General features: G+C 53.7%; 20 protein-coding genes. 4 read left to right on the forward strand and 16 right to left on the reverse strand.

What is annotated here, in order from left to right:
* The first annotated feature begins 51 nt into the window (after positions 1–51).
* Positions 52–453 (forward strand): hypothetical protein, encoded by a 402-nt coding sequence (locus RHJ02_RS04705; RefSeq protein WP_206201284.1) that lies wholly within the window; start codon positions 52–54, stop codon positions 451–453.
* 5 nt (positions 454–458) lie between these two features.
* Here the strand turns inward: RHJ02_RS04705 and RHJ02_RS04710 are convergent, their stop codons facing one another.
* The 4 genes from RHJ02_RS04710 to RHJ02_RS04725 are packed head-to-tail and all read right to left on the reverse strand — an operon-like array spanning position 459 to position 3,002.
* The gene (locus RHJ02_RS04710) at positions 459–1,160 is read right to left on the reverse strand and encodes an MgtC/SapB family protein (protein ID WP_206201285.1); all 702 of its coding nucleotides are present in this window, start codon (positions 1,158–1,160) and stop codon (positions 459–461) included.
* 3 nt (positions 1,161–1,163) lie between these two features.
* Positions 1,164–2,540: a magnesium transporter gene (gene mgtE / locus RHJ02_RS04715; protein ID WP_206201286.1), complete on the reverse strand. Its 1,377-nt coding sequence runs from the start codon at positions 2,538–2,540 to the stop codon at positions 1,164–1,166.
* Between the two features lie 13 nt (positions 2,541–2,553).
* A complete protein-coding gene (locus RHJ02_RS04720; RefSeq protein WP_225901658.1) occupies positions 2,554–2,802 on the reverse strand; it encodes a hypothetical protein in 249 nt (82 codons plus the stop codon).
* Positions 2,803–2,846: 44 nt separating this feature from the next.
* Entirely contained in the window at positions 2,847–3,002 is a 156-nt protein-coding gene (locus RHJ02_RS04725; protein WP_206201287.1) for a hypothetical protein, read from the reverse strand.
* 712 nt (positions 3,003–3,714) lie between these two features.
* On the opposite strand from RHJ02_RS04725, the gene RHJ02_RS04730 reads away from it, so the two are divergent.
* A complete protein-coding gene (locus RHJ02_RS04730) occupies positions 3,715–7,437 on the forward strand; it encodes an EAL domain-containing protein (protein WP_310744891.1) in 3,723 nt (1,240 codons plus the stop codon).
* Here the strand turns inward: RHJ02_RS04730 and RHJ02_RS04735 are convergent.
* The 5 genes from RHJ02_RS04735 to RHJ02_RS04755 all read right to left on the reverse strand — a co-directional run bounded on the left by RHJ02_RS04735 (position 7,434) and on the right by RHJ02_RS04755 (position 11,341).
* Positions 7,434–7,883 (reverse strand): hypothetical protein, encoded by a 450-nt coding sequence (locus RHJ02_RS04735; RefSeq protein WP_206201289.1) that lies wholly within the window; start codon positions 7,881–7,883, stop codon positions 7,434–7,436. The two genes, RHJ02_RS04730 and RHJ02_RS04735, sit on opposite strands and share 4 nt — an antisense overlap.
* Before the next feature lie 9 nt (positions 7,884–7,892).
* Positions 7,893–9,062, reverse strand: a complete 1,170-nt coding sequence (locus RHJ02_RS04740) for a cysteine desulfurase family protein (RefSeq protein ID WP_310800511.1) — start codon at positions 9,060–9,062, stop codon at positions 7,893–7,895.
* A 54-nt stretch (positions 9,063–9,116) separates the two neighbouring features.
* Positions 9,117–9,347 carry a hypothetical protein gene (locus RHJ02_RS04745; protein ID WP_149817400.1) on the reverse strand — a complete coding sequence of 77 codons (231 nt, stop codon included), beginning with the start codon at positions 9,345–9,347 and terminating at the stop codon, positions 9,117–9,119.
* 135 nt (positions 9,348–9,482) lie between these two features.
* A complete protein-coding gene (locus RHJ02_RS04750; protein ID WP_310800512.1) occupies positions 9,483–10,691 on the reverse strand; it encodes a ribonuclease Z in 1,209 nt (402 codons plus the stop codon).
* A 2-nt stretch (positions 10,692–10,693) separates the two neighbouring features.
* A complete protein-coding gene (locus tag RHJ02_RS04755) occupies positions 10,694–11,341 on the reverse strand; it encodes a DUF3386 domain-containing protein (RefSeq protein ID WP_206201292.1) in 648 nt (215 codons plus the stop codon).
* A gap of 163 nt (positions 11,342–11,504) precedes the next feature.
* Between RHJ02_RS04755 and RHJ02_RS04760 the strand changes: the two genes are divergently transcribed.
* Positions 11,505–12,038, forward strand: a complete 534-nt coding sequence (locus RHJ02_RS04760; RefSeq protein WP_206201293.1) for a P-loop NTPase family protein — start codon at positions 11,505–11,507, stop codon at positions 12,036–12,038.
* A gap of 12 nt (positions 12,039–12,050) precedes the next feature.
* Here RHJ02_RS04760 and RHJ02_RS04765 read toward each other — a convergent pair whose 3' ends face one another.
* The 6 genes from RHJ02_RS04765 to RHJ02_RS04790 form a co-directional block, all read right to left on the reverse strand.
* A complete protein-coding gene (locus RHJ02_RS04765) occupies positions 12,051–12,917 on the reverse strand; it encodes an alpha/beta hydrolase (RefSeq protein ID WP_310800513.1) in 867 nt (288 codons plus the stop codon).
* A 173-nt stretch (positions 12,918–13,090) separates the two neighbouring features.
* Positions 13,091–13,288, reverse strand: a complete 198-nt coding sequence (locus tag RHJ02_RS04770) for a hypothetical protein (RefSeq protein WP_206201295.1) — start codon at positions 13,286–13,288, stop codon at positions 13,091–13,093.
* A 120-nt stretch (positions 13,289–13,408) separates the two neighbouring features.
* The gene (locus RHJ02_RS04775; RefSeq protein WP_302676632.1) at positions 13,409–14,221 is read right to left on the reverse strand and encodes a carbon-nitrogen hydrolase family protein; all 813 of its coding nucleotides are present in this window, start codon (positions 14,219–14,221) and stop codon (positions 13,409–13,411) included.
* A 60-nt stretch (positions 14,222–14,281) separates the two neighbouring features.
* Complete coding sequence (locus RHJ02_RS04780; protein ID WP_206201297.1) at positions 14,282–14,479, reverse strand: hypothetical protein; 198 nt, start codon at positions 14,477–14,479, stop codon at positions 14,282–14,284.
* A gap of 444 nt (positions 14,480–14,923) precedes the next feature.
* Complete coding sequence (gene queA, locus RHJ02_RS04785; RefSeq protein ID WP_206201298.1) at positions 14,924–15,988, reverse strand: tRNA preQ1(34) S-adenosylmethionine ribosyltransferase-isomerase QueA; 1,065 nt, start codon at positions 15,986–15,988, stop codon at positions 14,924–14,926.
* On the reverse strand, positions 15,988–17,859 hold the full coding sequence (locus tag RHJ02_RS04790) for a PP2C family serine/threonine-protein phosphatase (protein WP_206201299.1): 1,872 nt from the start codon (positions 17,857–17,859) through the stop codon (positions 15,988–15,990). The genes queA and RHJ02_RS04790 overlap by 1 nt, the downstream gene beginning before the upstream one ends.
* 443 nt (positions 17,860–18,302) lie before the next feature.
* Here RHJ02_RS04790 and RHJ02_RS04795 point away from each other — a divergent pair, with 443 nt between their 5' ends.
* A complete protein-coding gene (locus RHJ02_RS04795) occupies positions 18,303–20,621 on the forward strand; it encodes a diguanylate cyclase domain-containing protein (protein WP_310800514.1) in 2,319 nt (772 codons plus the stop codon).
* Here the strand turns inward: RHJ02_RS04795 and RHJ02_RS04800 are convergent.
* The gene (locus RHJ02_RS04800; RefSeq protein WP_206201301.1) at positions 20,616–21,878 is read right to left on the reverse strand and encodes a PAS domain-containing sensor histidine kinase; all 1,263 of its coding nucleotides are present in this window, start codon (positions 21,876–21,878) and stop codon (positions 20,616–20,618) included. The two genes, RHJ02_RS04795 and RHJ02_RS04800, sit on opposite strands and share 6 nt — an antisense overlap.
* Between the last annotated feature and the right edge of the window lie 26 nt (positions 21,879–21,904).

Consider the following 21,904-nt stretch of genomic DNA (forward strand, 5'->3'; position numbering starts at 1 on the left):
ACAAGGGGAGGAGCGGTTTATGTTTCCAATCTTTCCAAAAGGAGGCTGTCTATGAAAATGTTACAGGGCTTGCTAGGCGCAGTGGTTCTGGGTATGGCCTCTATTTTGCCTGCTGCTGCTGAGACGCTAGTTTCTGATAGCGGGCTGACTGAAATTTACGGCTACCAGCTTAGCCCCTTGCCGGGAGATATCTTGCCCTACACCACCAAAGTCAATGGACGAGTTTATGAGGGCACCATTAACGTCACGGCAAGCGGCAATGGCTTCGTGCGCGGCTTTTTTAGCGATCGCGATCTTGGCGGTAATTTTGGCTGTAGTGGCGAAGTAACCATTCAATGGGTACGGGATAATCGCTATATTTCCGTGTGGCGAGTTGGCGGTACTTATACGCCGCGTCTGCAATGTCCGCAAGCGGGCACCACGGCTCGTCTGAATATGCGCCTCTATCCCTAGAGAAATCAACCATACTCCTGCTCTGTAATGCGCCAGCGCGCCGAAAGAACACTGGGTTCTAAACTCAAGCGGCTCACCAGCCCTTCTACAAAGTCATCATTGCGCTCTTGACTGAGGAGTTCTGCTTCAATATGGACGCGATCGGGGGTGTCTTCAATATCCTCGCTGAGGAGCGATCGCAACTTCAGCCGACTGCCCGCTAATGACTGCAACAGCAGTGCCCGCAAATGAGCCTCTGCCTCAGCACGGCAGACAATATCACAGCGATAGCACAACTCCACTTCGGTGCCCTTGAGGGGCTGCTGATTGATGCGATAGCCGAGGGGACGCAAGAGCAGATTGGCCATGAGCACTGCCACTGCTCCTAAGGTTGCCTGATAGAGTAATCCCGAACCACACAGTGCCCCCACCGCCGCTGCACACCAGAGAGTAGCGGCCGTATTCAAACCCCGTACTGAGAGGCCTTCCCGCAGGATCACGCCCCCGCCGAGAAACCCAATACCAGAGACAATTTGGGCGGCAATCCGCGTTGGACTCGCTTCCCCCGGCGTCAAAGCCGAGAGCATGACAAATAGTGCTGCCCCCGTTGCCACGAGGGTATTTGTGCGCAGACCGGCCATGCGCTGCCGCCATTGTCGCTCCAAGCCGAGGGCTGCCCCAAGACAAAAGGCCGCTACCAAACGGACAATAAAATCACTTGTTGACATCGGTTAAAACGACAGCCCTAGGAAGGCACTCACCAGATAGAAGTAGAGCAACAGCCCTGTAAAGTCCTTGATGGTTGTGATAAAGGGATCCGCCGATGGTCCGTGGTCAAAACCCAACTTCAGCAACACCCAAGGAATTAATGCCCCTAAGACCGCCGCGAAGGTAATCACAATAAAAAGGGAAAGTCCCACGGCCAAGCCCAGTTGGGGAATGTCGTTGGGTAACCCTTGCCAGAGGAAGGCAATCAAGCCGCCAGCAGTTCCCAAGATAAGACCCATGATCGCACCAATGCGAAACTCGCGAAAGAGATAACCGCCATAGCGACGAATATCAATGTGCTGCCAAGCAAGACCACGGGCAAAGACAGTGGTGGATTGGGTACCGACATTGCCTCCCATGTCCATGACCACAGGAATAAAAATGGCCACAGCAACGACGGCTTCCAGAACTTCCTCAAAGTACTGAATCACGCCGCCAACAATCATACCGCCAATGAGGGTAATGATCAGGCAGATAATCCGCAGTTGCACTGCATAGCGAATGGGACCGCGCACCAGTCGTTCACTCCAAGCTTGATCGCGGTTGAGCAGGTTACCCACACCTGCTTGCGCCAAAATGGTGCTCGTTGCCTCCTCCTCAATCAGGTCAATCACATCATCAAAGGTGATATCGCCCACCAGTCGCCCCTCTTGATCCACCACAGGAATAGCAGGGACATCGTATTCCTTGAGGAGTTTGGCTGCGGATAGTTCCGGCGCGGTCACAGCGATCGCCAGTTCCTGTCCTTGCACCAAATCCTGAAGCGGCTGGTGGGGATTTGCTTTCATCAACTGGATCGGCTGCACAAAGCCACGATAAAAGCGCTGTTCATCAATGACAAAAATAATGCTCAGGTCATTAATATCCAAGGAACTCTCACGGATAGCGGCGATCGCCTGCTCCACGGTCAAGTCTTGCCGCAGCGCCAAGTAGCGCAGATTCATGCGCCGACCAATTGTGCCCTCAGGATAGCCCAACAGCAGGTTCACGGCGTCGCGGGATTCTGAGCTTAACTGGCTGAGCAACCGTTTGGTGACCTTGGCAGGTAATTCCTCAAAGAGACGCACCCGTTGATCGGCCTCAAGGGCTTCTAGAAAATGCAGAATCTCAGGATCCGTCATCCCTTCAATGAGGGTTGCCTGCTCATCGGGAGTCAGGGCTTCAAAGACTGCGATCGCCTTGTCTTTTTCGAGGAGGCGAAAGGCCAATACCCGCTTATGGGGGTCAATTTGGCGCAGGGCACGCACTAGCTCAGGAATCGTCAGTTGGTTGGCTGTCCGCTTGGCAGCACCGAGACCCTGCGGATAGGTCAGCAGATCATCGAGGGGATTGATTACCATCGCATTGCTCCTTCTATGGTTGACAATTTAGGGTGGGTGAGACAGGGGCATAGGCTTCGCTCAATTGATGCCAGAGATCAGCCAACTGGTTGTAGGCTTCGGATGTAGAAAGTTTCCCACTCGTATGGAGAGCAGCAATAAACCCTGCCCGTTGAGCAAATTTCTGCAGGTAGGCATCAAAGGTCAGCGCGTCTAGGGTGACGTGCCCACGGTAAAGGGTATAGGGGCACAGAAATGCCTGCTTTGCATCGTGGGTCATCATGGTTCTAAGCTCCATTGAGAAACGACAATAGGATGTTTTAGGGTTTAACGAGACAACTCAAAGGGTGAGAACTCTCCCAAGTGGGCGATCGCTTGGCTCATGACCGTAATCATCAGGTGGCCAAGGGCAACACCCAGCACTTCCGAAAGGGTAATTCCCAGCATTTCGGCCATCATGCTGAACAAACAAACTTCAAACATAGAAACTCTCCGTTGCTAATGGTTTTGCCACGCAACAACTTGAGCGATGAAAAGTAGTCGTTCAATAAAAACGCTTGACTACGGGCGATCGCTCTCAACAAAAAACAGATTTGAGCCAGCCAACCTTAGGCAGACTCAGGTAGATACGAGACTGAGACCTATTGACCAATTTGCTTCGTGATCCATCTCCATTTGCAGATCGACTGCCTTGGAACGCGCGGAGATGAACCAGAAGTTCAAGCCATTAGGCAGCAGACAAGTCTGAATTCACCTCGGCGATCCTTAGGGGAGAGAGGCTCCACCTATGGCAGGGATCTTCATTAGCGGAGATGGGGTCACCAGAAGCAGCATTACAGTGACTCCTACTAGACTCCATTAAGAAAATCTCCAAAAATAGACAAATGCCAGCAGCCTAGGAAATCTTCCAACTGCCAATAGGCATTTTAGGGGGTGAGCAAGTCTTTGTCAAGGATCATATGAACAGCTAGGGCATTGCAGTAGGGCATTTCTGGTCGTATCGCCCTTTTCACAGCGATCGAACACCCTCACCCCGGTAAAAGCCCCGATGGCAGAGCACCGCACTCCCGTTATGTCGCTGATATTTCAGGAAAGGGCTGTCATTCGCTAAAATTGTTAATCATTACTTAAAGTTTTATAGTGTAAAACGTCCAGAAGTATCTTAATGCGTGATAAAAATTGTGGATTCTAGCGAATGATTATAGATGAATTTGAGCACTTTACTGAATTATTGGTCAACTACACCGATGATCTCATTTGCCTGCACGAACCGGATGGCAACTATCTATATGTGACTCCCTCCAGCAAAACCCTTTTAGGCTATTCTCCTGGAGAACTGATTGGTAAGAGTCCCTACACATTATTTCATCCTGAGGATGCAGAGCGCATTCGCAGTGGTGCCCATGCCCTCGCCCTGCAAGGCAGTGTGAATGTGATAGAAACCTATCGCATCCGCAAAAAGCATGGCGGATATGTTTGGTTGGAAACCCTCACGCACCCCATTTGTGATGCAGGGGGAAATGTTTTATTTTTAGTCTCCACATCGCGGGATATTACCCGTCGCCGTCAACTCGAGCTAGAGCTACAAGCCAAGCAAGAACTACTGGAAGCCTTTTTTCAACAATCCCTTGAGGCCTGCTTCTTCATGATGTTGGATCAGCCCATCCGCTGGGATGACACAGTCAACAAAGAGGAAATCTTGGAGTATGTCCTTGATCATCAGCGGATTACGCGTGTCAACAGTGCCTTTGCCCAGCAGTATCAATTACCGCCGCAGGAGCTGATTGGCCTGACGCCGCGCATTTGCTTTAAGGATGATCTGGAACTCGCCAAACGGCTGTGGCGAGCACTCTTTGATCTGGGCTATTTTCACATTGAAATTGAACTCCACCGCCGCGATGGTAGCTCCTTTTGGGTTGAGGGGAATTATGTGTGTCTCTACAACCAAAATAAGGAAATCATTGGCCACTTTGGTGTGCAGCGGGACATTAGCGATCGCATGCGTCTGCAAGCAGAAATTGCCCAAAAAACAGCTGAATTAGAGTATTTCTTTGGCTCCTCCCTAGAGCTATTTATGATTGCCGATAGTGAGGGACGGCTGCGGCGGGTGAATCAACACTGGCATACCTGCTTGGGCTATGACCTGAATCGGTTGGCAGGGGCAAAGTTTGAGGAATTTCTCCACCCCGGCGATCGCCCCCGCCATCGGGAGATGCAGCAACGTCTCCTTGCTGGGGAGCAAATCAGTAACCACACAATTCGCCTGCGCACCCAAGGGGGAGACTATCGCTGGTATGAATGGCAAGGCCTGCTCAGTCAAGGGCGCATCTATGGTGCTGCACGGGATGTCACGGAACAGCGCCAATTTAGCGATCGCCTGCAAGCGGCCTACAACCAAGTGACTGATATTTTGGAGAGCATGTCGGATCACTTTTTTGAAGTGGATCGCGACTTCACAGTTATCTATGTCAACGGAAATTTTTGCCGTCTAGTGGGGAAATCTGCCTCAGAGATGCTGGGGAAAAACCTCTGGGATCTCTTTCCCGATGCCCGCAACTCAATTTTTGAAAGCCAAAGTCGGCGGGCAATGGCAGAGCAAACTCCCGTCCAATTTGAAGCCTTCTATGAGGGGCTGAACCAATGGTTTGCGGTACGGGCTTTTCCCACTGGCCGAGGCCTTGCGGTTTTCTTCCAGAATATTACGCTTCAGGTGGACTCCACTACTTCGTTACAGCGACGGCAAACCCAAGCGGAACTCCTGCATCGGCTAACCTTGAAAATTCGCCGTTCCCTTGATCTGGAAACGGTTCTTAAAACCGCCCTTGAGGAAGTGCGTCAACTGCTGGGGGTCGATCGCACCCTCATTTTCCAGTTCTATGCCGATGGCCGGGGTGAGGTGGTGGCTGAATCGGTGGCGGCACCGCAGTTTTCTCTCATGCACCGCACCTTCTATGACCCCTGTTTCCACCGTGAGTCTGCCGAAGCCTATCTTCAGGGGCGGGTACTGGCGGTTGCTGATATTAACACCGCTGAAATAACCCAGTGTCATCGCGACTTTCTCAACCAATTGCAGGTGCGTGCCCTCTTAGTGGTACCGATTATTGAGGAGGAACGTCTCTGGGGATTACTCCTGTGCCACCACTGCTCTTCTCCTCGACCTTGGGCGATTGACGAGGTGGAGCTGATCCGCCAACTGGCCGAACAACTGGGCTTTGGCATCAACCGTGCCGAATTGGTCAGTGCCCTCCATCAGGAAAAGGAACGCTATCGGCGTGTGCTGGAGGCACAGACAGAATTGCTCTATCGCTGTACCCCTGAGGGACATCTCACCTTTGGCAATCCCGCTTTCTTTCGCTATCTTGCTGCTGCGGGCATCAATTGTGATCTGGGGGATGTGCTCCAGCATCCCTTTGATCCGCTGACGCAGCAACGCTTCCAGCAGCATCTGCAAGCCCTCACCCCCACGCAGCCCATCAGCACGATTGAATGTGGCGTGACTTTTGGTGAAGGACGTTTTGCTTGGTTTGAATGGACAACCCGTGCTTTTTTTGATCACCATGGCCGCTGTGTGGAGTATCAATGTGTGGGGCGCGATATTACCCCCCGCAAGGAAATGGAGGATCGCTTAATTCACGATGCCCTCCACGATGCCCTAACGGGACTGCCGAACCGCACCCTGCTCCAAGACCGATTGCAGCATTGCTGGCGGCAGTATCAACGCCATCGCGATCGCCCCTTTGCGGTTGTTTTTATTGATATTGATCGCTTTAAGCGGGTTAACGATAGCTTGGGACACCAAGCAGGAGATCAGGTGCTGATTACCCTTGCCCAGCGGATGCAAAGTGTGGTGCCGGAGGGGGATACCTTGGCTCACCTGAGTGGCGATGAGTTTGTGGTGCTGTGTGAAGATCTGGATCCTGAGCAAATGGTGGCTCAGGTAGAAGCACGGGTTGCCGATCTAGAGCGGGTGATTCAGGAGCCCTTGGTCATTGATGGCCATCTGTTAAGTCTCAGTGCCAGCATTGGCGTCACCTTTAGCGATCGCTCCGACACCTCGGCCACTACCCTGTTGCGGGATGCCGATATTGCCATGTACCAAGCGAAAAAACAGGGGCTGGGGCAGTATCGGATTTTTGACCCGCAAATGCACACCCAAGCCCAGAGTTGCTTTACGCTGGAGAGTCAACTGCATCAGGCGATCGCCAACAGTGAGCTACAGGTCTATTTTCAGCCCATTGTTGAACTGGAGAGCGGGGCGATCGTGGGTCTTGAGGCCCTGAGTCGTTGGTTTGATCCTGAAAAGGGTGAAATTCCTGCCGCCGAATTTATTGCCCTTGCGGAGCAAGCCGGTCTCATTGTCAGCCTTGGCCGACAGGTCTTTGAACGGGCGATGCAGGAATTCAGCCAGTGGCGGCAACAGGACAGCCGTCGCCAGACCATGACCTTGGGCATTAATATCTCGCCTCAACAACTGGTGGATGCCAACTTTGTCAGTGATATTTTGGCGGCGCTGCGCCGTGCCCAATTGCCCCCTCATCTGTTGCATCTGGAGATTACGGAAACGACCATGATCCGCAACCTTGAAGCCACATTGCAGGTGGCCGAGGAACTGCAACAACTGGGAGTTGCCCTCAACATTGATGACTTTGGCACGGGCTATTCCTCCCTGAGTCGGTTGCATCAGTTACCGATCCACGCCCTGAAAATTGATCGCTCCTTTGTCCAGAACTTAGAGAAAAGCCAAGCGGCACGGGAAATTATTGGTGCCGTGATTGCCCTCGGTAAAAGCCTGCGCTTAGATGTGGTGGCAGAGGGGGTGGAGACAGCAACCCAAGCCGCCCAATTAATCGACCTCGGTTGTCGCTATGGCCAAGGCTACCTCTTCTATCCACCATTGCCGATTAATCGCTTGTCCTAGGACTTGCTGCTGGTATCCTCATGGGGAAGAAAGGGCAGGCTTTCCCACCAACTTTGATAGTTTTTCGTCATTTCCTGCCACCAGTCGGCGGGCTGTTGCAGTGCCTGTTGCAGGCGATCGCGCTCCTGTTCGAGACGTTGAAGGTTCATCTCCAGTTGGTGATAGGTGGTTTCTAGGGTGGTGAGTTGAGCATTGAGGGCTTGGTGTTGCTGTTGCCAGTAATCGCTGCCTGCTCGCAATTGTTGATTTTCGGCGGCTATTGCCTGAAGTTGGTGCTGGAGTTGATTGCAGTGATCTTGCAGTCGCACGACTTCGGCTTCGAGGGCGGCTTTTTGCGAGGGGTGTTGTAGCGATCGCAGAATTGTCCACAGCAGAATCAGGGTGGCAACCACGCCATAGCTGGCCAGTGCCCAAGTCCCCTGTGCAGATAATGCCGCCCACACCATGGATACACCCTAGGAAAGAGATACCGCTAAGGGGGGGGCGATCGCCTCTGCAAGATATTGCCGCAGCACCATGGCCAGCCAATCGACATCGGCAGCGGTGGTCTCTCGCCCCAAGGTAATGCGTATTCCCGCTTTGGCGGTTTCAGGATCGTAGCCCATGGCCAAGAGGGTGGGACTGGGTTGGGTTTGACCACTTTGACAGGCGGATCCCGCACTAATGCCAATGCCCGCAAGGTTGAGTTGCCGTACAAAGGTTTTGCCATTCAAGGGCTGGCCGTGGCGATCGCGCACGATCAAACTCAAATGATGGGGCAACCGCTGCCATGGATGCCCTGTTCGTTCCACTTGCGGATGATCCTGCAACTGCTGCCACAGGCGATCGCGCAGTTGAGCAAGGCGCATCGGTTCTGTCGCTAGTTCAGTGGCGGCCCATTCCGCTGCCACCCCAAAACCCACCAAGGTTGGCACTGCTTGGGTTCCCGCCCTGAGGTCCAGTTCTTGTCCCCCGCCACGCAAGAGCGGTTCTAGGGGTACCCCCGATCGCACATAGAGCGCCCCCGCTCCCTGAGGGCCATAAATTTTATGACTGGACAGCGAGAGTAAATCCACCCCTAGCCGTTGCACATCCAAGGGAACTCGTCCCGCCACTTGAACCGCATCCGTATGGAAAAGCACCCCCGCCTCTTGGCAAATGGCTGCGAGTTCAGCAATGGGTTGCAGCGTGCCCACCTCACTTTGGCCGTAGATGATCGAGACCAAGACCGTGTTCGGTTGCAGGGCCTGCCGTAGTTGGGCGGGTTCCACCTCTCCCCAGGGATTCACCGCTAAGCGGGTCACTTGCCAGCCTTGAGCTTCAAGGGCAGCCGCCGGTTTGGCCACCGCTGAATGCTCGACCGCAGAAATAATCAGATGTTGGGGTTGGTGATAGCGTTGACACACCCCCCACAGCGCCAGATTGTCCGCTTCGGTGCCCCCAGAGGTAAAAATGATTTCATCCGCTTGGGCATGAATCAGTGCTGCCACCTGCAGCCGTGCCTGTTCAAGGGCGATCGCTGCACGTTGCCCCCACTCGTGAATACTCGATGGATTACCCCACTGCTGTTCATAGGCCGCCACCATCGCTGCAATAGCCTCTGCTCGACAGGGGGTTGTTGCACCATAGTCGAAATACAGTTGCATGGGCAGGAGCAGCTCCCAAAAACCAATGGCGGAACTGTCATAAAACCCAGTCCCTTAAGCCAATTGTAACCGATTATTCCCTAGCTCCTTTTTGCTGCCAAACCGCTGAATCTGAGAGATGACTTGAATTTCCCCCGCAATAATCCCCGTAACCAGCTCCTGCATTGCTTGATATTCCGTGGCGCTCAGGGAACGCTGCCACAACAATTCATTGATCTGCCGCTCTTGAGCAGGGGTTACGATCCGAGTCGCCTGAATACGGCGGATTAGCTCCAGCAGCGTCATACACCAATCCCCTTGCAATTTGCGTGTATGGTCTCAACTATGCCAGTGCTTCACAAAGCTTAACTGTGATCAACAGCACACAAAGACGTTGATCTCAATCACAAGTTCCTATTTGAGACTGAAAATAATTGCTCTTTAGAACTCCACGTTGAGGGTGTCCCATGCCACCTGCGGATACAGGCGTTCGAGTTCCTCTAGGCAGGTAAACTTTTGCTGCCGCCGCCGCTCCAAAATCGCATTGGCTGTAGCAGCGTCAATTCCCAGTTTCTGCTGCATCTGCTGGCGCGTGGCACGGTTGATGGCGATCGCGGGGGTATTTTTCTGCGCCACCTGATCTGCTGTTGGCTCCCCTTTGTCTACACTGGGCGTTGCCAGTACTTCTGGATTGCTGCAGGAGACTTCCTTGGACATCACGCCATTGCGGGGAATCTCATAGCGCAGGAAATCACGCGCCAGACGAGTATTGGGGAAAATGGCTTGTGCTTCCGCAAGCAGATCCTCCACTTGCACAGGGTTGCCGGGGGCGTAGCGGGCACTAAAGTGGGTGAGGAAGAGCAATTTCACTTGGGCAAAGGTCGCCACCTGAGCCGCCATCGTGGATGTAGAATGCAGCCGTGCAAAAGCCAGATCCGCCTCCTGATGGGAAAATGTCGCCTCGTGGATGAGGACATCCGCCTGCTGGGCTAATTCAACCGCGCTGTCACAAAAGACTGTATCGGTGCAATAAACCATACTGCGCCCCCGCTGCGGTGGATCACAGAAGTCGCGGCCATCAAAGGTGCGGCCATCTGCGAGGGTGATCGTTTTGCCCTGCTTGAGTTGACCATACAGTGGCCCAAAGGGAATTCCCAAGGCTTGGGCTTTTTCCACATGAAAGCGACCGGGGCGATCGCTCTCAGTGACGCGGTAGCCAAAGGCAGGTACTCGATGATGCAGCAGCCGACAGGTCACCGTAAACTCGCCATCACTAAAGACTTCCCCCGGCTCGACGGTATGCACCTGCAACTTGTAGGGAAGCCGCATCACAGACCAGCGCAAACAACTGGCAATGTAGCGATCCAATGTCGGCGGGCCATAGACATCAATTTGACTCACGGTTCCCGCAAGGCCACAACTGGCAAGCAAGCCCATCAGGCCAAAGATGTGATCGCCGTGCATGTGGGTAATGAAAATGCGGCGGATCTGACTGGTTCGCAGGTCACTGCGCAGCAATTGGTGCTGGGTGGCCTCACCGCAGTCAAAGAGCCAAATTTCCTTGCGCTGAGGCAGCCGCAGAGCCACACTGGAAACATTGCGGGTGCGGGTGGGTACCCCAGAACTGGTGCCTAGAAATGTAATTTCCACGCTTAGTCGTCTAGGAGTTGCAGGTCATCAAAACGAATTTCCACGGTGCTGGTTTGGCCATTTTCATGGGTGCGCACCACCTGCCGGCTCATCAGGTAGTAATTGCCGACGGGCACATAGGTATCCTCAAACTCCATTTGCCGCAGCACTTCGTTGGTTTGCGGATTGCGGAAGACAGCCACATAGTTGGTGGAAATGTAGCCTGCACCGGTATCAAGGGCTTCACGGTGGGTAATGGCAAAGGCAACTCGCCCCATGACACGGCTGACATAGACAATTTGATTGTCCCGCACCTTGTAGTTCGACCCCATGGCGTCACCGCTAACGAGGATTTCCACTGCCCCACTGGCGTCGGTTTCCCCAGTTTGGAAGGTGTTTTTGCCGTGGGCCTCTTCAAAACGGTTGCGCTTGCGGTGGACAATCACATCCCGCAATTGGTTGTAGAGGGATTCGCGCACTTGTTCGTCTTCTATGCCACTCACTTCAACGGCGTAGTCGCGGCTCACTTTTACCTGCCCGTGGTACGTGCGATCGCCCTCAATGAGCGTGACCTTGGCCGTAAAGCCGGGAAAATTCTCATCCCATGTGTAACGATTTTCGTAGGCAACGCGAAAGAGCGCCTCAGCATCAAGAGCCTGTGTCGCTGGCATGGGGGCATCCTCAGTAACAGTCACATTGTTTTAAGATAACTCAATTTTCTGACCCCTTGACGACCACGTATATCTAGTGTTCACTAGGGTTAAATCATTGCGCACTACACTAGATGTATAACCCCTAGGGGGTCGTTCTCCTTTTTAACTGGACAGGAACACGATGGTGGCACAACTCGCGGTTTCCGTTTCTGAGGCAGGCTTGCCCCTAACCTATGGTATTGAGGGAGTGGTGCAGGTGTTTACCTGTCGGCAGCGGCACTTTTTCACCACGGTCATGGCGCAGGCGTTGCGGGTAGCTGCTCAAGGCAGCAGCGTCATCATTGTTCAATTGCTCAAGGGGGGAATTCAAACGGGGATTGAACACCCGATTCAGTTGGGACAGCATCTCACGTGGTGGCGACCGGCGCTGCAACGCTGTTTAGGAGAAACGGACACCCTGACTCCTCAAGAAAAGGCGGCAGTACGTGAGCTATGGCAGCATCTGCAAACGACGGTGCAAAGGGGGGAGTATCGTCTGGTGGTCTTAGATGAGGTGAGTGTGGCCATTCAACTGGGGGTGCTGAGTGAAGCGGAGGTATTGAACTTTTTAGAGAATCGTCCGCGGACGCTGGATGTGATCTTGACGGGACCTGAAATGCCGGAATCGCTGCTGGCGATCGCTGACCAAATTACACAGTTGCGGCGTTTAATTTAGGTTGGTTTAGGTCTAATTTAGGGCAGCAGAAACGGTCTCTAGCCACTCTAGCAAATACTCATTGACCAAATCAGGTTGCTCCTGCTGCACAAAGTGGCCACAGTAGTCCAAGTATTGAATTTTCAGTTCCTTGACGTAGGCTTCCGTGCCGTAGGTGAGTTCAATGCCCAAGGTGGGGTCTTGCCGCCCCCAGAGCATCAGCGTCGGTACCTCGAGAACCCCCCACTCCCGACTCCAGAGACTTTGCAACCCGGCGCGGTAGTAGTTGAGCATTCCCGATAGGGCACCTCGTTGGGCGGCCGCATCCTGATAGCGGGCAATGTCCGCCGCCCGAATTGCCTGTTGGTTCACCGCTGCCCAGCGAAAGATTTGGGCAACTGCTCCATAGCTCCCCCACTCCAAGAGCAGCTCCGGCAGCCAAGGCAGTTGAAACAGCAGCATATAGCTACTGCGCAACCATTGCTCCAAACTCAACTGGTGGAACATTGCTGGATGCGGACAGGCTAGGACACTCAAGGTTTGAATCCGCTGCGGCACCGCATAGGCCACGCCCCAAGCCACCATCCCTCCCCAATCATGCCCCACCAAATGACAGCGCCGATAGCCAAGGCCGTCAATGACACCAACAATGTCGAGAATTAACTCGTCAAGAACATAGCTAGCGGTATCTTGGGGTTTATCGCTGAGATTATAGCCGCGCAAATCTAGGGCAACGACTTTGTGCTTTTCCGCCAAGACAGGAATTTGATGTCGCCAAGAGTACCAAAACTCGGGAAAGCCATGGAGCAGCAGCACTAACTCCCCTTCTCCTTGGGTGACATAGTGGAGGCGAATCCCATTGGAGACAATAAACTTATGGATCCACGGGCCTTCAATCATATGCACCTTGGGGGCTGGCACTTTACCACTATAACCAAGGGAACGCCAAAGGATAGGGTTGCCCCAACCTCGAATATCAACCCCCCCAAGGAATGCACCGTGAGGGTAATCTGTGACCTCAGGAGTCAGAATGCTGCTCGTAGAAGGGCAAGGCTTACAATTCTTACCAATTTTTAATAGGCAAGGGTTTCGAGAGCCTGACGCAGGTAAGCGGTAACGCAAGCATCGAGATCCGTGGGCTGCTCAACGACAACACTGGCCTGCTTTTCACTGAGCCAACGCTGAAAACCCGAACTGTGGGCGATCGCCCGCTTCAGGGAGTTCCAAACCTCGGCGGAGGCTTGCGGATTGGGAACCGTAACGCTATCCATAGATACTCTCCTAGTGGGTTTGGAGTGAGGGCAAGGATTCACCTATGGTTCTACGATAGCGTAGGAAACTTCCCCCGGCTGTATGCCATGTTACGATTTATTGCAGAATTTGCCCAAAACCTAGAAAAAGACGCGATGTTGCAGGCAGGGCATTTGCTGGCGCACCTGTTCGAGGCGGCTGGGTTCAATGGCCGCAATGGCGAGGCCGGGGCGATCGCCGGCATCCGCCAAAATGGTTCCCCAAGGATCCACAATCATGGCATGGCCATGGGTTTGCCGCCGCGCATAGTGAATTCCCGTCTGAGCCGGTGCAATCACGTAGCAGGTATTTTCAATCGCCCGCGCTTGCAGGAGAACTTGCCAGTGATCCTTACCCGTGAAGGCGGTAAAGGCCGCCGGCACAAACAGCACCGTTGCCCCCGCTTGGGAGAGCGCGCGGTAAAGTTCTGGAAAGCGAACGTCGTAGCACACCGACAAGCCGATATTCCCCAGTTCCTTACTGGGATAGACAGAGGGCAACTGCCGTCCCGCTAGCACTGTGCCCGATTCGTGGTAGATATTGCCATCGGGCAAATCGACATCAAATAAATGCACCTTTTGGTAACGGCTCAATTCTTCTCCGTTAGGACCAATGAGGACTGCTGTGTTATAGACTTTGCCTGCAGTTGCTGGTACTGGGTAGCCACCCCCCACTAAGGTAATCTGAAATCGCTGCGCCATGCGTTTCAAAAAAGCCTCAGTCCGCTCAGCGATTGTTGCCGCTTGGGCGACCTTCTCGCGATCGTCACCGAGAAAAGAAAAGTTTTCTGGCAACCCAATGAGTTCTGCTCCCCGTCTCACCGCCAATTCAATCAATTCTTCTGCCTGCGCCAGATTTGCCTCAAGATTCGGTTGGCTCGTCATTTGTACTGCGGCAGCGAGATAGGATTTCATGCCCATTGAAAAAAAGACAGCAATCCCTCATTCTATCGTCACAATCTGCCTAGGGCAAGTCTAGCGAGAACGCAGGTTCCGGAAGATCGGATTGCGTTGGGTCGGGAGCTGATGCTCATGGGCAGTGCGGTATGCCCAAAAGACATAGCCGGCAATAAAGAGGTTCAACAGCACGACTAGCAGTAGCTTGGGACCACTAATGGGATGCAAGCGCGGCGTTTTTTGCCGTGTTTTTTGGGGTAGGAATTGAACGGCCATGGCTGCTCTCAGAACGCAACAGTTCCAGAGTCCACCATCATTAGTCGTTGTCCACTCTCAATTTGTCTTCTCTGGCCAATAATGGCGATGTTCCGGTTGCCCCTACTATAGATCGCTACCCCATTCGCCACCCAGCATCTGAAATGTTTTTTAATGCCTAGTCACAAAACTACACTATCGCTCAGACGCCCCCAACATGCCCCTAAAAAGCCATCCGCCCCCAAGGAAGGCCTTAGGAGCGGTCTGGTGGTTATCGTGGGTATCAACTGCTAGGAGAAGTGGCCTCCTAGGTGTGATTTCAAATCAACAGATGGAGAACAACTCTTCCCTAGAGCTGAGCTACTCCAAAACGACGACCCAAGCGTTTACTACTATCTGCCATGGGCATCACCTCCATCTCCCTGAACGGTAGTTTGCAAAACAACTGGCTTTAAGATAGCACACTCAAACGGTATTGTGGCAAGCGCTGGGCAAAATGAGCATGGCATCGCCAAAGGAATAGAAGCGGTACTGGCGATCGATGGCCTGTTGGTACAACTGAAGCAACCGTTCGCGGCCAATAAAGGCACTGACGAGCATCATCAAACTAGAGCGGGGCAGATGAAAGTTGGTAATGAAGCCCTCGACTATCTTGGGCTGATACCCCGGATAGATATAGAGATCACTCTTGCCACAAAAGGGCTGAAGGGTGCCGGATTGGGCTGCCGTTTCTAGGGAGCGAATAACAGTGGTACCGACGGCAATAATCCGTCCTCCGTCAGCTTTGGCGGCCTGAATCCGCTCGACGGTAGCAGCTGGTACCTCAATCCATTCTTCGTGGAGATGGTGATGGCGAATATCGCTGGCCTCTACAGGACGAAAGGTGCCAATGCCCACGTGGAGCGTCAAAAAACAATGATCAATGCCGTGATAGGCCAACTTACTCAAGAGTTCGGGGGTAAAGTGCAAGCCAGCGGTTGGCGCAGCCACAGCACCGGGACGGCGAGCATAGACGGTTTGGTATTGTTCAGTATCTTCAATGGGGTTGTCAATGTAGGGAGGTAAGGGCACTTCCCCTAGGTGATCAAGATAGGACCACAGGCGATCGCCCGGCGGCAGGTCAAATTCAATCACCCGGCCTCGGGTCTCCTCATCAATGGCCTGTACCGTTGCTTGCAGTGTGCCGATTTGAATCACGGCTCCAGGGCGCAATTTTCGTCCCGGTTTGACAAGGGCTAGCCACTGGCGATCGCTCAATTCTTCGAGAAGAAACACCTCAACGGTACGGCCAGAGCCGCCCACTTTTTGACCCCTCAGCCGTGCCGGAATCACCCGTGTATCATTGAGTATTAGCAAATCCCCCGGTTGCAACAGTTGCGGTAGCTCATAGAAGTGGTGATCGGTAGCAGTCTCCTGTGCCACCACCATCAGGCGGGAATGATCGCGGGGAGAAACGGGCTGTTGGGCAATCCGTTCCGGCGGCAGGTGATAGTCGTAGGCGTCGAGGGAAAAATCGTCAGAACTCGGCATTATTGGGGTGGGGTCAACGGTGAGGGGGATGGCTCTACCACAGAGCGATTCATAGAAGTCATCACAGCCAGAAAGCCAAGGGCAGCGGTGGCAACGCCCACAGCCACCAGCAGTAGCAGCCACGCTTGGAAACGAGACCTTTGGGCTGGCGGCGGCTTGGGTTGGGGTTGAGGGGGTTCCACAATCTGGGAAACCGTCAGGTCGAGATCCGCTGGATCGGGTGGGGGGACGTAGCCCATTGTAATGTCTGTCACCTCTGGCAACTCCCCTTGACAAACAATATCGCTGTAGTCCAAGTCAATGACACCCGCTGCATTCTTCACCCGACAGTGAATGAGCACCACCGTCACATTGTCATGGCCATTGAGGCGATTGGCAAGATCAATGAGTTGTTCGGCCGCAGCAGTGAGGGCAAGCTGACCTTGGAGCACAGGCAGGAGGTACTGTGGCCAGTAGGTTTCGACACGATTAAAATCACTGAGGCCGTCGGAACACAGCAAAAGAATTCCCTCTTCATCCAGTAAAAAGCGTTCTACTGTGGGGTGCAGATGCTGGGAGGGTGCCATCCCCAACGCTTGCACCAAGGAACCACCATAGGGCAGCTCAAGGGCTTGATGGTAGGTACTCATCCCCAAGCGCACATCACGGCTGGCCACATCGTCATCGAGGGTGAGCTGGTAGCAGCCCCAGCGGTTGATCCAGTAGGCGCGGCTATCGCCAATGTGGGCAAGGTAAAGATGGGCGTGTTCAATCAGGGCACCGACAACTGTGGTTCCCATGCGCTGGCGTTCGTGGCGCTGCTCCGTATCATTGCGTTGATTGATTGCATCATTGGTGCGGCGAATAGCGGTTTGAATCGCCTGTTCAACTGTAGCAGGGGACATCTCCAGCAGCTTGAGGGGGGTTAGCGTCTCCTCAAGAATGTCAATGGCCAAACCGGAAGCGACATCGCCCCCTTCATGCCCCCCGACGCCATCACACACGAGGGCGAACACCTGTGATTGGCTCGTGAGATCGCGCTCTGGAAAGCATTTGTCCTCATTGCGAGTCCGACTAGGCCCTTGGTCGGAGCGGCTAGCAATATCGTAGTGGTACTCATAACCGAGGTGATCGAGAGCCTGTTGAAAGAGGGTCTCTAGGGTGTCACGAATAAATTCAGGGGTGGTTTCCTGAGGATCCTGCATGTGTTGACACAGGATCGTGAAGGCCTGCTGAAAGTTTTCCCCTTGGTCGCTAAAACTGAAATGGGTTTGCCAGAATTTGCCAAGGTCAGCCAAGGTGGGATTATGGCCTGCTTGCAGTTGCAGCAGCCGCACAAGGGATCCCTCGGCTCGCAAAAGCTGGGGATTGAGCAGTGTGAGAGCCACATTTTCTGCCACCAAGGCTGGCCAAAGGGAGATGATTTGCCATAACCAGTTGAGGCGGCGTACTAAATTGGCTTTCTCCCAGATGGTGGTGAGGGGAGCGGCATGGGTGAGACCGGGGGCAATTTTGGCATCGGCAATGTCAATGCAACTGACGGGGGCATGCTCAAGGAGCAACAGTTCACCTTCAGGGAGGGAAAGGGCGCCAAATAATTCCGGGACATGGGGACGCTTGGGAAAGAGGCGCAGATAGGGACGGTAGAGCTGGGAGGTGTTGTCCACACTGGGCGCTGGCTCCCCCGGCAATAGGTCTAAGAGCAAGTGTTTGCCTTGCACTAGATAGCGATCGCCCAACAGTTCACCCACCCTGTAGGGATCCAAACCAGAACCGATCGCCCACAAGTAGCGTTTCAGGAGTGGCACCTGACAGTGGCAACACTCAACTTGGTGAATGGAATTTGCAGTGCCACACTCTGGGCAAATGAGATTAGGCGCAGGTGGATTCATCGCTTCAATCCTGAGGGGGCTGCCGCAGTCACAATCACCCGCAGCAGGTACGCATAAAGTCTCTGATCCAGTAATTCGCTAGTCCATAGCAGCAGCGAATAGAATACATTCAATTCCCTATCCTAGCTTTTCTCCGGCAACAGCGGAATATCCCAGTGACAGCTCTTTGGCGATGGATCGAACATACTCAAAACGGTGAAAGCCCCTACAGAAGAGACTCACATCCCATATTTTAGACAAGGGCTTATTCAGCCCTGTCAACATCCCTGATGTTGCCACGAACTATCAAGATAGAATTAGAATAATTAATCCGGGGTAAAAAGGATCACAATTAGTGATACAAACTTTTGTAAGTCTTGTTTTTATTTGCCAGAACGATTAAAAACGATAGACACAACTTTAGACATTATTTTAACAGTATATCTTGGCGAAAGAGGGGCACTATGGAGCAATTGAATTCAGGCTTAAATTTGCAAGCCTTGGTACAGGCTCAGTTAGTGACGATCGCTCCAAGGGGTTCCTTCAATGAGATTCTCCAAGGATTACAAAGCAACCAAGGATTGGGTTTAGTCGTCGAAGAGCAGGGACAGTTTCGGGGCTTGATCACCCAACGGGAAGTGATCCGTGCCCTTGGTAAGGGTTACTCGCCACAGGCGATCACGGCTGCCCAGATCATGCTGCCATCGGATTATTGCCTGCGCCTCAGTGATCTCGATGATCCACTGGCGATTTTAGGGCGTTTTCGCTACTTGGGCGTGGATGCCCTTGCCGTGGTCAATGAATCGGGACGGGTTGAAGGACTGCTGACCCGCCAAGCCTTTCGGGAGAGCCTGCGCCCTGTGGATCTCCTGCGAATTAAACGGGTGGCGGAGGTGATGGTACCCGATGTGGCCACCATTGCAGCGGAAGCTTCGCTACAGGAGGCCGCTGTCCTGATGACCGAACGGGGGGTCACCAGTTTAGTGGTTCCTGAGGCATCCGCCTCGGGTGTGCTGCCGCGCGGCATTATTACGGAAAAGGATATTTTTGAGGCACTACAGGGCCAAGGGGGAGTGCTCACAGGAGCCGTTGGCAGTATTATGTCTCAGCCCGTGCTGACCGTGAAGCCCAATCAAAGTTTGTGGCAGGTGAATCATTTCCTCAAGGAGCACCAAGTGCGGCGGGTGGTGGTTGTGGACGATGATGGTCAAATGGTGGGGATTGTGACCCAAAGTAATCTTTTGGCGGCCATTGACATTACGGAAGCTCAAGGGGTGATTCAGGTGCTAACCCAAGAGCTCAATAAGGCCACGGCGGAACTGCGCTGGCAACTGTCACGGCAACAGGCGATTACGGTGGCGATTACGGAGAGCGAACAGCGCTATAACACTCTGATTAGTCATTTGCCCGTTGCGATCTATCGGCGCGATCGCGATCGCCTGTGGCGGTTTAGCTATGTTAGCGATCAGATTTATCACCTCACGGGTTACTTTCCCCAAGATTTACCGGATCTGCGCCAGATTATCCCAGCGCCGGATTTGGCCTTGGCGGAACGGGATATTGAACAGGCGATTCGGCAGCAGCGTGCCTACAGTACCACCTATCGCATTCAACACCGCGATGGTTGTTTCCGCTGGTTGAGCGATCGCGGGCAGCTAGATCCCCAGAGTCACATGCTCCATGGGGTGCTGTTAGATGTGTCGGAGCAACAGCGCACAGAAGAGCGGCTAAAAACTGCCCTAGAGCGGGAAATGATTGTCAGCACAATCATTCAGGACATTCGCCAGTCCATTCGCTTAGAGGACATTTTGCAGCGGGCAGTCACCAGTATTCAACAACTGCTTCTGAGCGATCGCGTGCTGATTTACCGCTTTTTAGCCGATGGCAGTGGCGTTGTGGAAGTGGAAGCCACCACCTCGCCGCAGTATTCAATCCTAGGTCAAGTGATTCACGATCCCTGTTTTAGTAAAGAGACAGCGCAGCGGTTTCTAGAAGGACGCACTGTGACCATTAGCGATGTCAATCAAGCGCAATTACAGGATTGCTATCGTGAGCTCCTAAGTAGCTTGCAAGTTCAGGCGAATCTAGTAGTGCCCCTGCTGCAAGGGCATAACCTGTGGGGACTCCTAATTGCCCACCAGTGTCGTGGCCCTCGCCTCTGGCAGCGGGAGGAGTTGTTCCTACTGCAACGGATTGCTGAACCCCTAACAGTAGCACTGCAGCAGGCGGAGATGTATGCCGCGTTGGAAGCCGCCAATGCCAATCTGCAGCAGATGGTGTACATTGACAGTCTGACGGATATTGGCAATCGCCGCTGCTTTGATGAACTGTTTGCAAAGGAATGGCGACGCTGTCAGCGGGAGCAGCAGCCCCTGAGCTTGGTGATGCTGGATATTGACTGTTTTAAGGCCTATAACGATCACTATGGCCACTTGCAGGGGGATCAAATCCTCAAACAGGTGGCGCAAATTTTAGAGAGTCATCTACAGCGGGCGGGGGATTTGGCCACGCGCTTTGGTGGGGAAGAGTTTGCCCTGCTGCTGCCCAGTACGGATCAAGCAGGGGCTATCCATATTGTCGAAAAGCTCCAGCAGGCACTAGCGGAGGCAAATATCACCCACGCAAAAAGTACAGTCGGCCCGCAATTGACGGCCAGCTTTGGGATTGCAACGACGCTGCCCACTCCAGAGCATGAGCCAGCCATGTTGTTGCATCTGGCGGATCAGTGTCTCTACGAGGCGAAGACCCTTGGGCGCGATCGCTGGGTCGCCAAGGAACTATAGCGAAGTCAGAGGCAGATAAATACGCAACCATGCGCCGCCATAGTCGGGATGATTCGCCGCCTGCATATAGCCGCCATGGCATTCAACAATTTGGCGAGCAATGGCTAATCCTAGGCCACTACCACTACCGACGGGGGGCATCCGCCCTTCACTATCCGTAGGAATCACAAAGCGATGCCGCCGTGCCTGTGCCCGATAAAAGCGTTCAAACACATAGGGTAAGTCCTTGGGGGGAAAGCCACTGCCCGTATCAATGACTTCGAGACACAGATAGCCCCCCTCGCGATCGCTCAGCAGCCGCGTCAGCACTTGACCACCCACAGGGCCGTATTTAATGGCGTTGTCATAAAGATTGACCAGGAGCCGAAACAGTTGCGATTCATTGCCGCAGTAGGAAAATTGCTCTGGGCCTGTGTACTCGTGGTGAATGTTTTTAGCCGCAGCGAGGGGGGCGAGGGATTGCCACGCAGTATCAATGAGTTGGACAAGGTCAAGGGGATGCCGCTCAAGGCTATCGGCGGGAGTGTGACTCAGGCGGTTTAACTCTAGGAGTTCTTGAACAAGGAGGCTGAGGCGAATAATTTCCTCAAGGAGGCGATCGACCCAATCCCGTAAGGACTCCGGCACCCGTTGTTGTAGGGTTTCAGTCACCAAGCGCAGGGAGGTCAAGGGGGTTTTCAGTTCATGGGCGACATCCGCTGCCCAGCGATCGCGCTCATCCCGCAGCCGCACCACCTCTTCGCAGTCCTCAATAAATACACCCACATGCCCCTCGCCAAGGCAGAGTCCCCGTGCCCGCAGGGGTTTGCGCTTGGTTTGCCCCGTCGGTGTGAGGTAGGCATAGAGCCATTCCTGCTCCCGCATCGTTTCCTCTTGGCGCACCTCTTGGATGAGACAGTCCAATTCATAGGAGCGCACCAGTTCCAAAACAAGGCGGCCTTCGGGATGCACCAAACCAAGGAGCGATCGCGCCGCTTCGTTACAGCAGACCACGCAATTGGCCTCATCCACCTCCAAATAGGCAATGGGGGCATATTCAAGGAGCGTTTGACAGCGCAGCATTTTCTGACGGCAGCGTTCCTGTTCCTGAAGCTGTTGGCTGAGTAGGGTTCGCAAGCGTTGCCACGGTGAGGATTTGAAGGGGCGAGCCGCGTACTGCTCAAGGAGCGTCTCCAAAGCGTGTCGCACTTGCTGCCACTGCCAGAACCAGACCATTAGCCCCAACAGCAGGCCAACCCCAAAAAAGATCAACTCCATGCCTAAGTGTCAGAATCGCCTCTATT

The sequence above is a fragment of the Thermosynechococcus sp. TG215 genome, from assembly GCF_031583455.1.
Taxonomy (GTDB): Bacteria; Cyanobacteriota; Cyanobacteriia; order Thermosynechococcales; family Thermosynechococcaceae; genus Thermosynechococcus.

Coding starts and splice junctions, on each gene's coding strand:
- RHJ02_RS04730 (WP_310744891.1), top strand. CDS start 3,715: ATGATTATAGATGAATTTGAGCACTTTACTGAATTATTGGTCAACTAC.
- RHJ02_RS04710 (WP_206201285.1), bottom strand. CDS start 1,160: ATGTCAACAAGTGATTTTATTGTCCGTTTGGTAGCGGCCTTTTGTCTT.
- RHJ02_RS04755 (WP_206201292.1), bottom strand. CDS start 11,341: ATGCCAGCGACACAGGCTCTTGATGCTGAGGCGCTCTTTCGCGTTGCC.
- queA (WP_206201298.1), bottom strand. CDS start 15,988: ATGCCGAGTTCTGACGATTTTTCCCTCGACGCCTACGACTATCACCTG.
- RHJ02_RS04780 (WP_206201297.1), bottom strand. CDS start 14,479: ATGGCCGTTCAATTCCTACCCCAAAAAACACGGCAAAAAACGCCGCGC.
- RHJ02_RS04775 (WP_302676632.1), bottom strand. CDS start 14,221: ATGAAATCCTATCTCGCTGCCGCAGTACAAATGACGAGCCAACCGAAT.
- RHJ02_RS04735 (WP_206201289.1), bottom strand. CDS start 7,883: ATGGTGTGGGCGGCATTATCTGCACAGGGGACTTGGGCACTGGCCAGC.
- RHJ02_RS04795 (WP_310800514.1), top strand. CDS start 18,303: ATGGAGCAATTGAATTCAGGCTTAAATTTGCAAGCCTTGGTACAGGCT.
- RHJ02_RS04745 (WP_149817400.1), bottom strand. CDS start 9,347: ATGACGCTGCTGGAGCTAATCCGCCGTATTCAGGCGACTCGGATCGTA.
- mgtE (WP_206201286.1), bottom strand. CDS start 2,540: ATGGTAATCAATCCCCTCGATGATCTGCTGACCTATCCGCAGGGTCTC.
- RHJ02_RS04740 (WP_310800511.1), bottom strand. CDS start 9,062: ATGCAACTGTATTTCGACTATGGTGCAACAACCCCCTGTCGAGCAGAG.
- RHJ02_RS04765 (WP_310800513.1), bottom strand. CDS start 12,917: ATGATTGAAGGCCCGTGGATCCATAAGTTTATTGTCTCCAATGGGATT.
- RHJ02_RS04790 (WP_206201299.1), bottom strand. CDS start 17,859: ATGAATCCACCTGCGCCTAATCTCATTTGCCCAGAGTGTGGCACTGCA.
- RHJ02_RS04760 (WP_206201293.1), top strand. CDS start 11,505: ATGGTGGCACAACTCGCGGTTTCCGTTTCTGAGGCAGGCTTGCCCCTA.
- RHJ02_RS04800 (WP_206201301.1), bottom strand. CDS start 21,878: ATGGAGTTGATCTTTTTTGGGGTTGGCCTGCTGTTGGGGCTAATGGTC.
- RHJ02_RS04725 (WP_206201287.1), bottom strand. CDS start 3,002: ATGTTTGAAGTTTGTTTGTTCAGCATGATGGCCGAAATGCTGGGAATT.
- RHJ02_RS04705 (WP_206201284.1), top strand. CDS start 52: ATGAAAATGTTACAGGGCTTGCTAGGCGCAGTGGTTCTGGGTATGGCC.
- RHJ02_RS04720 (WP_225901658.1), bottom strand. CDS start 2,802: ATGATGACCCACGATGCAAAGCAGGCATTTCTGTGCCCCTATACCCTT.
- RHJ02_RS04770 (WP_206201295.1), bottom strand. CDS start 13,288: ATGGATAGCGTTACGGTTCCCAATCCGCAAGCCTCCGCCGAGGTTTGG.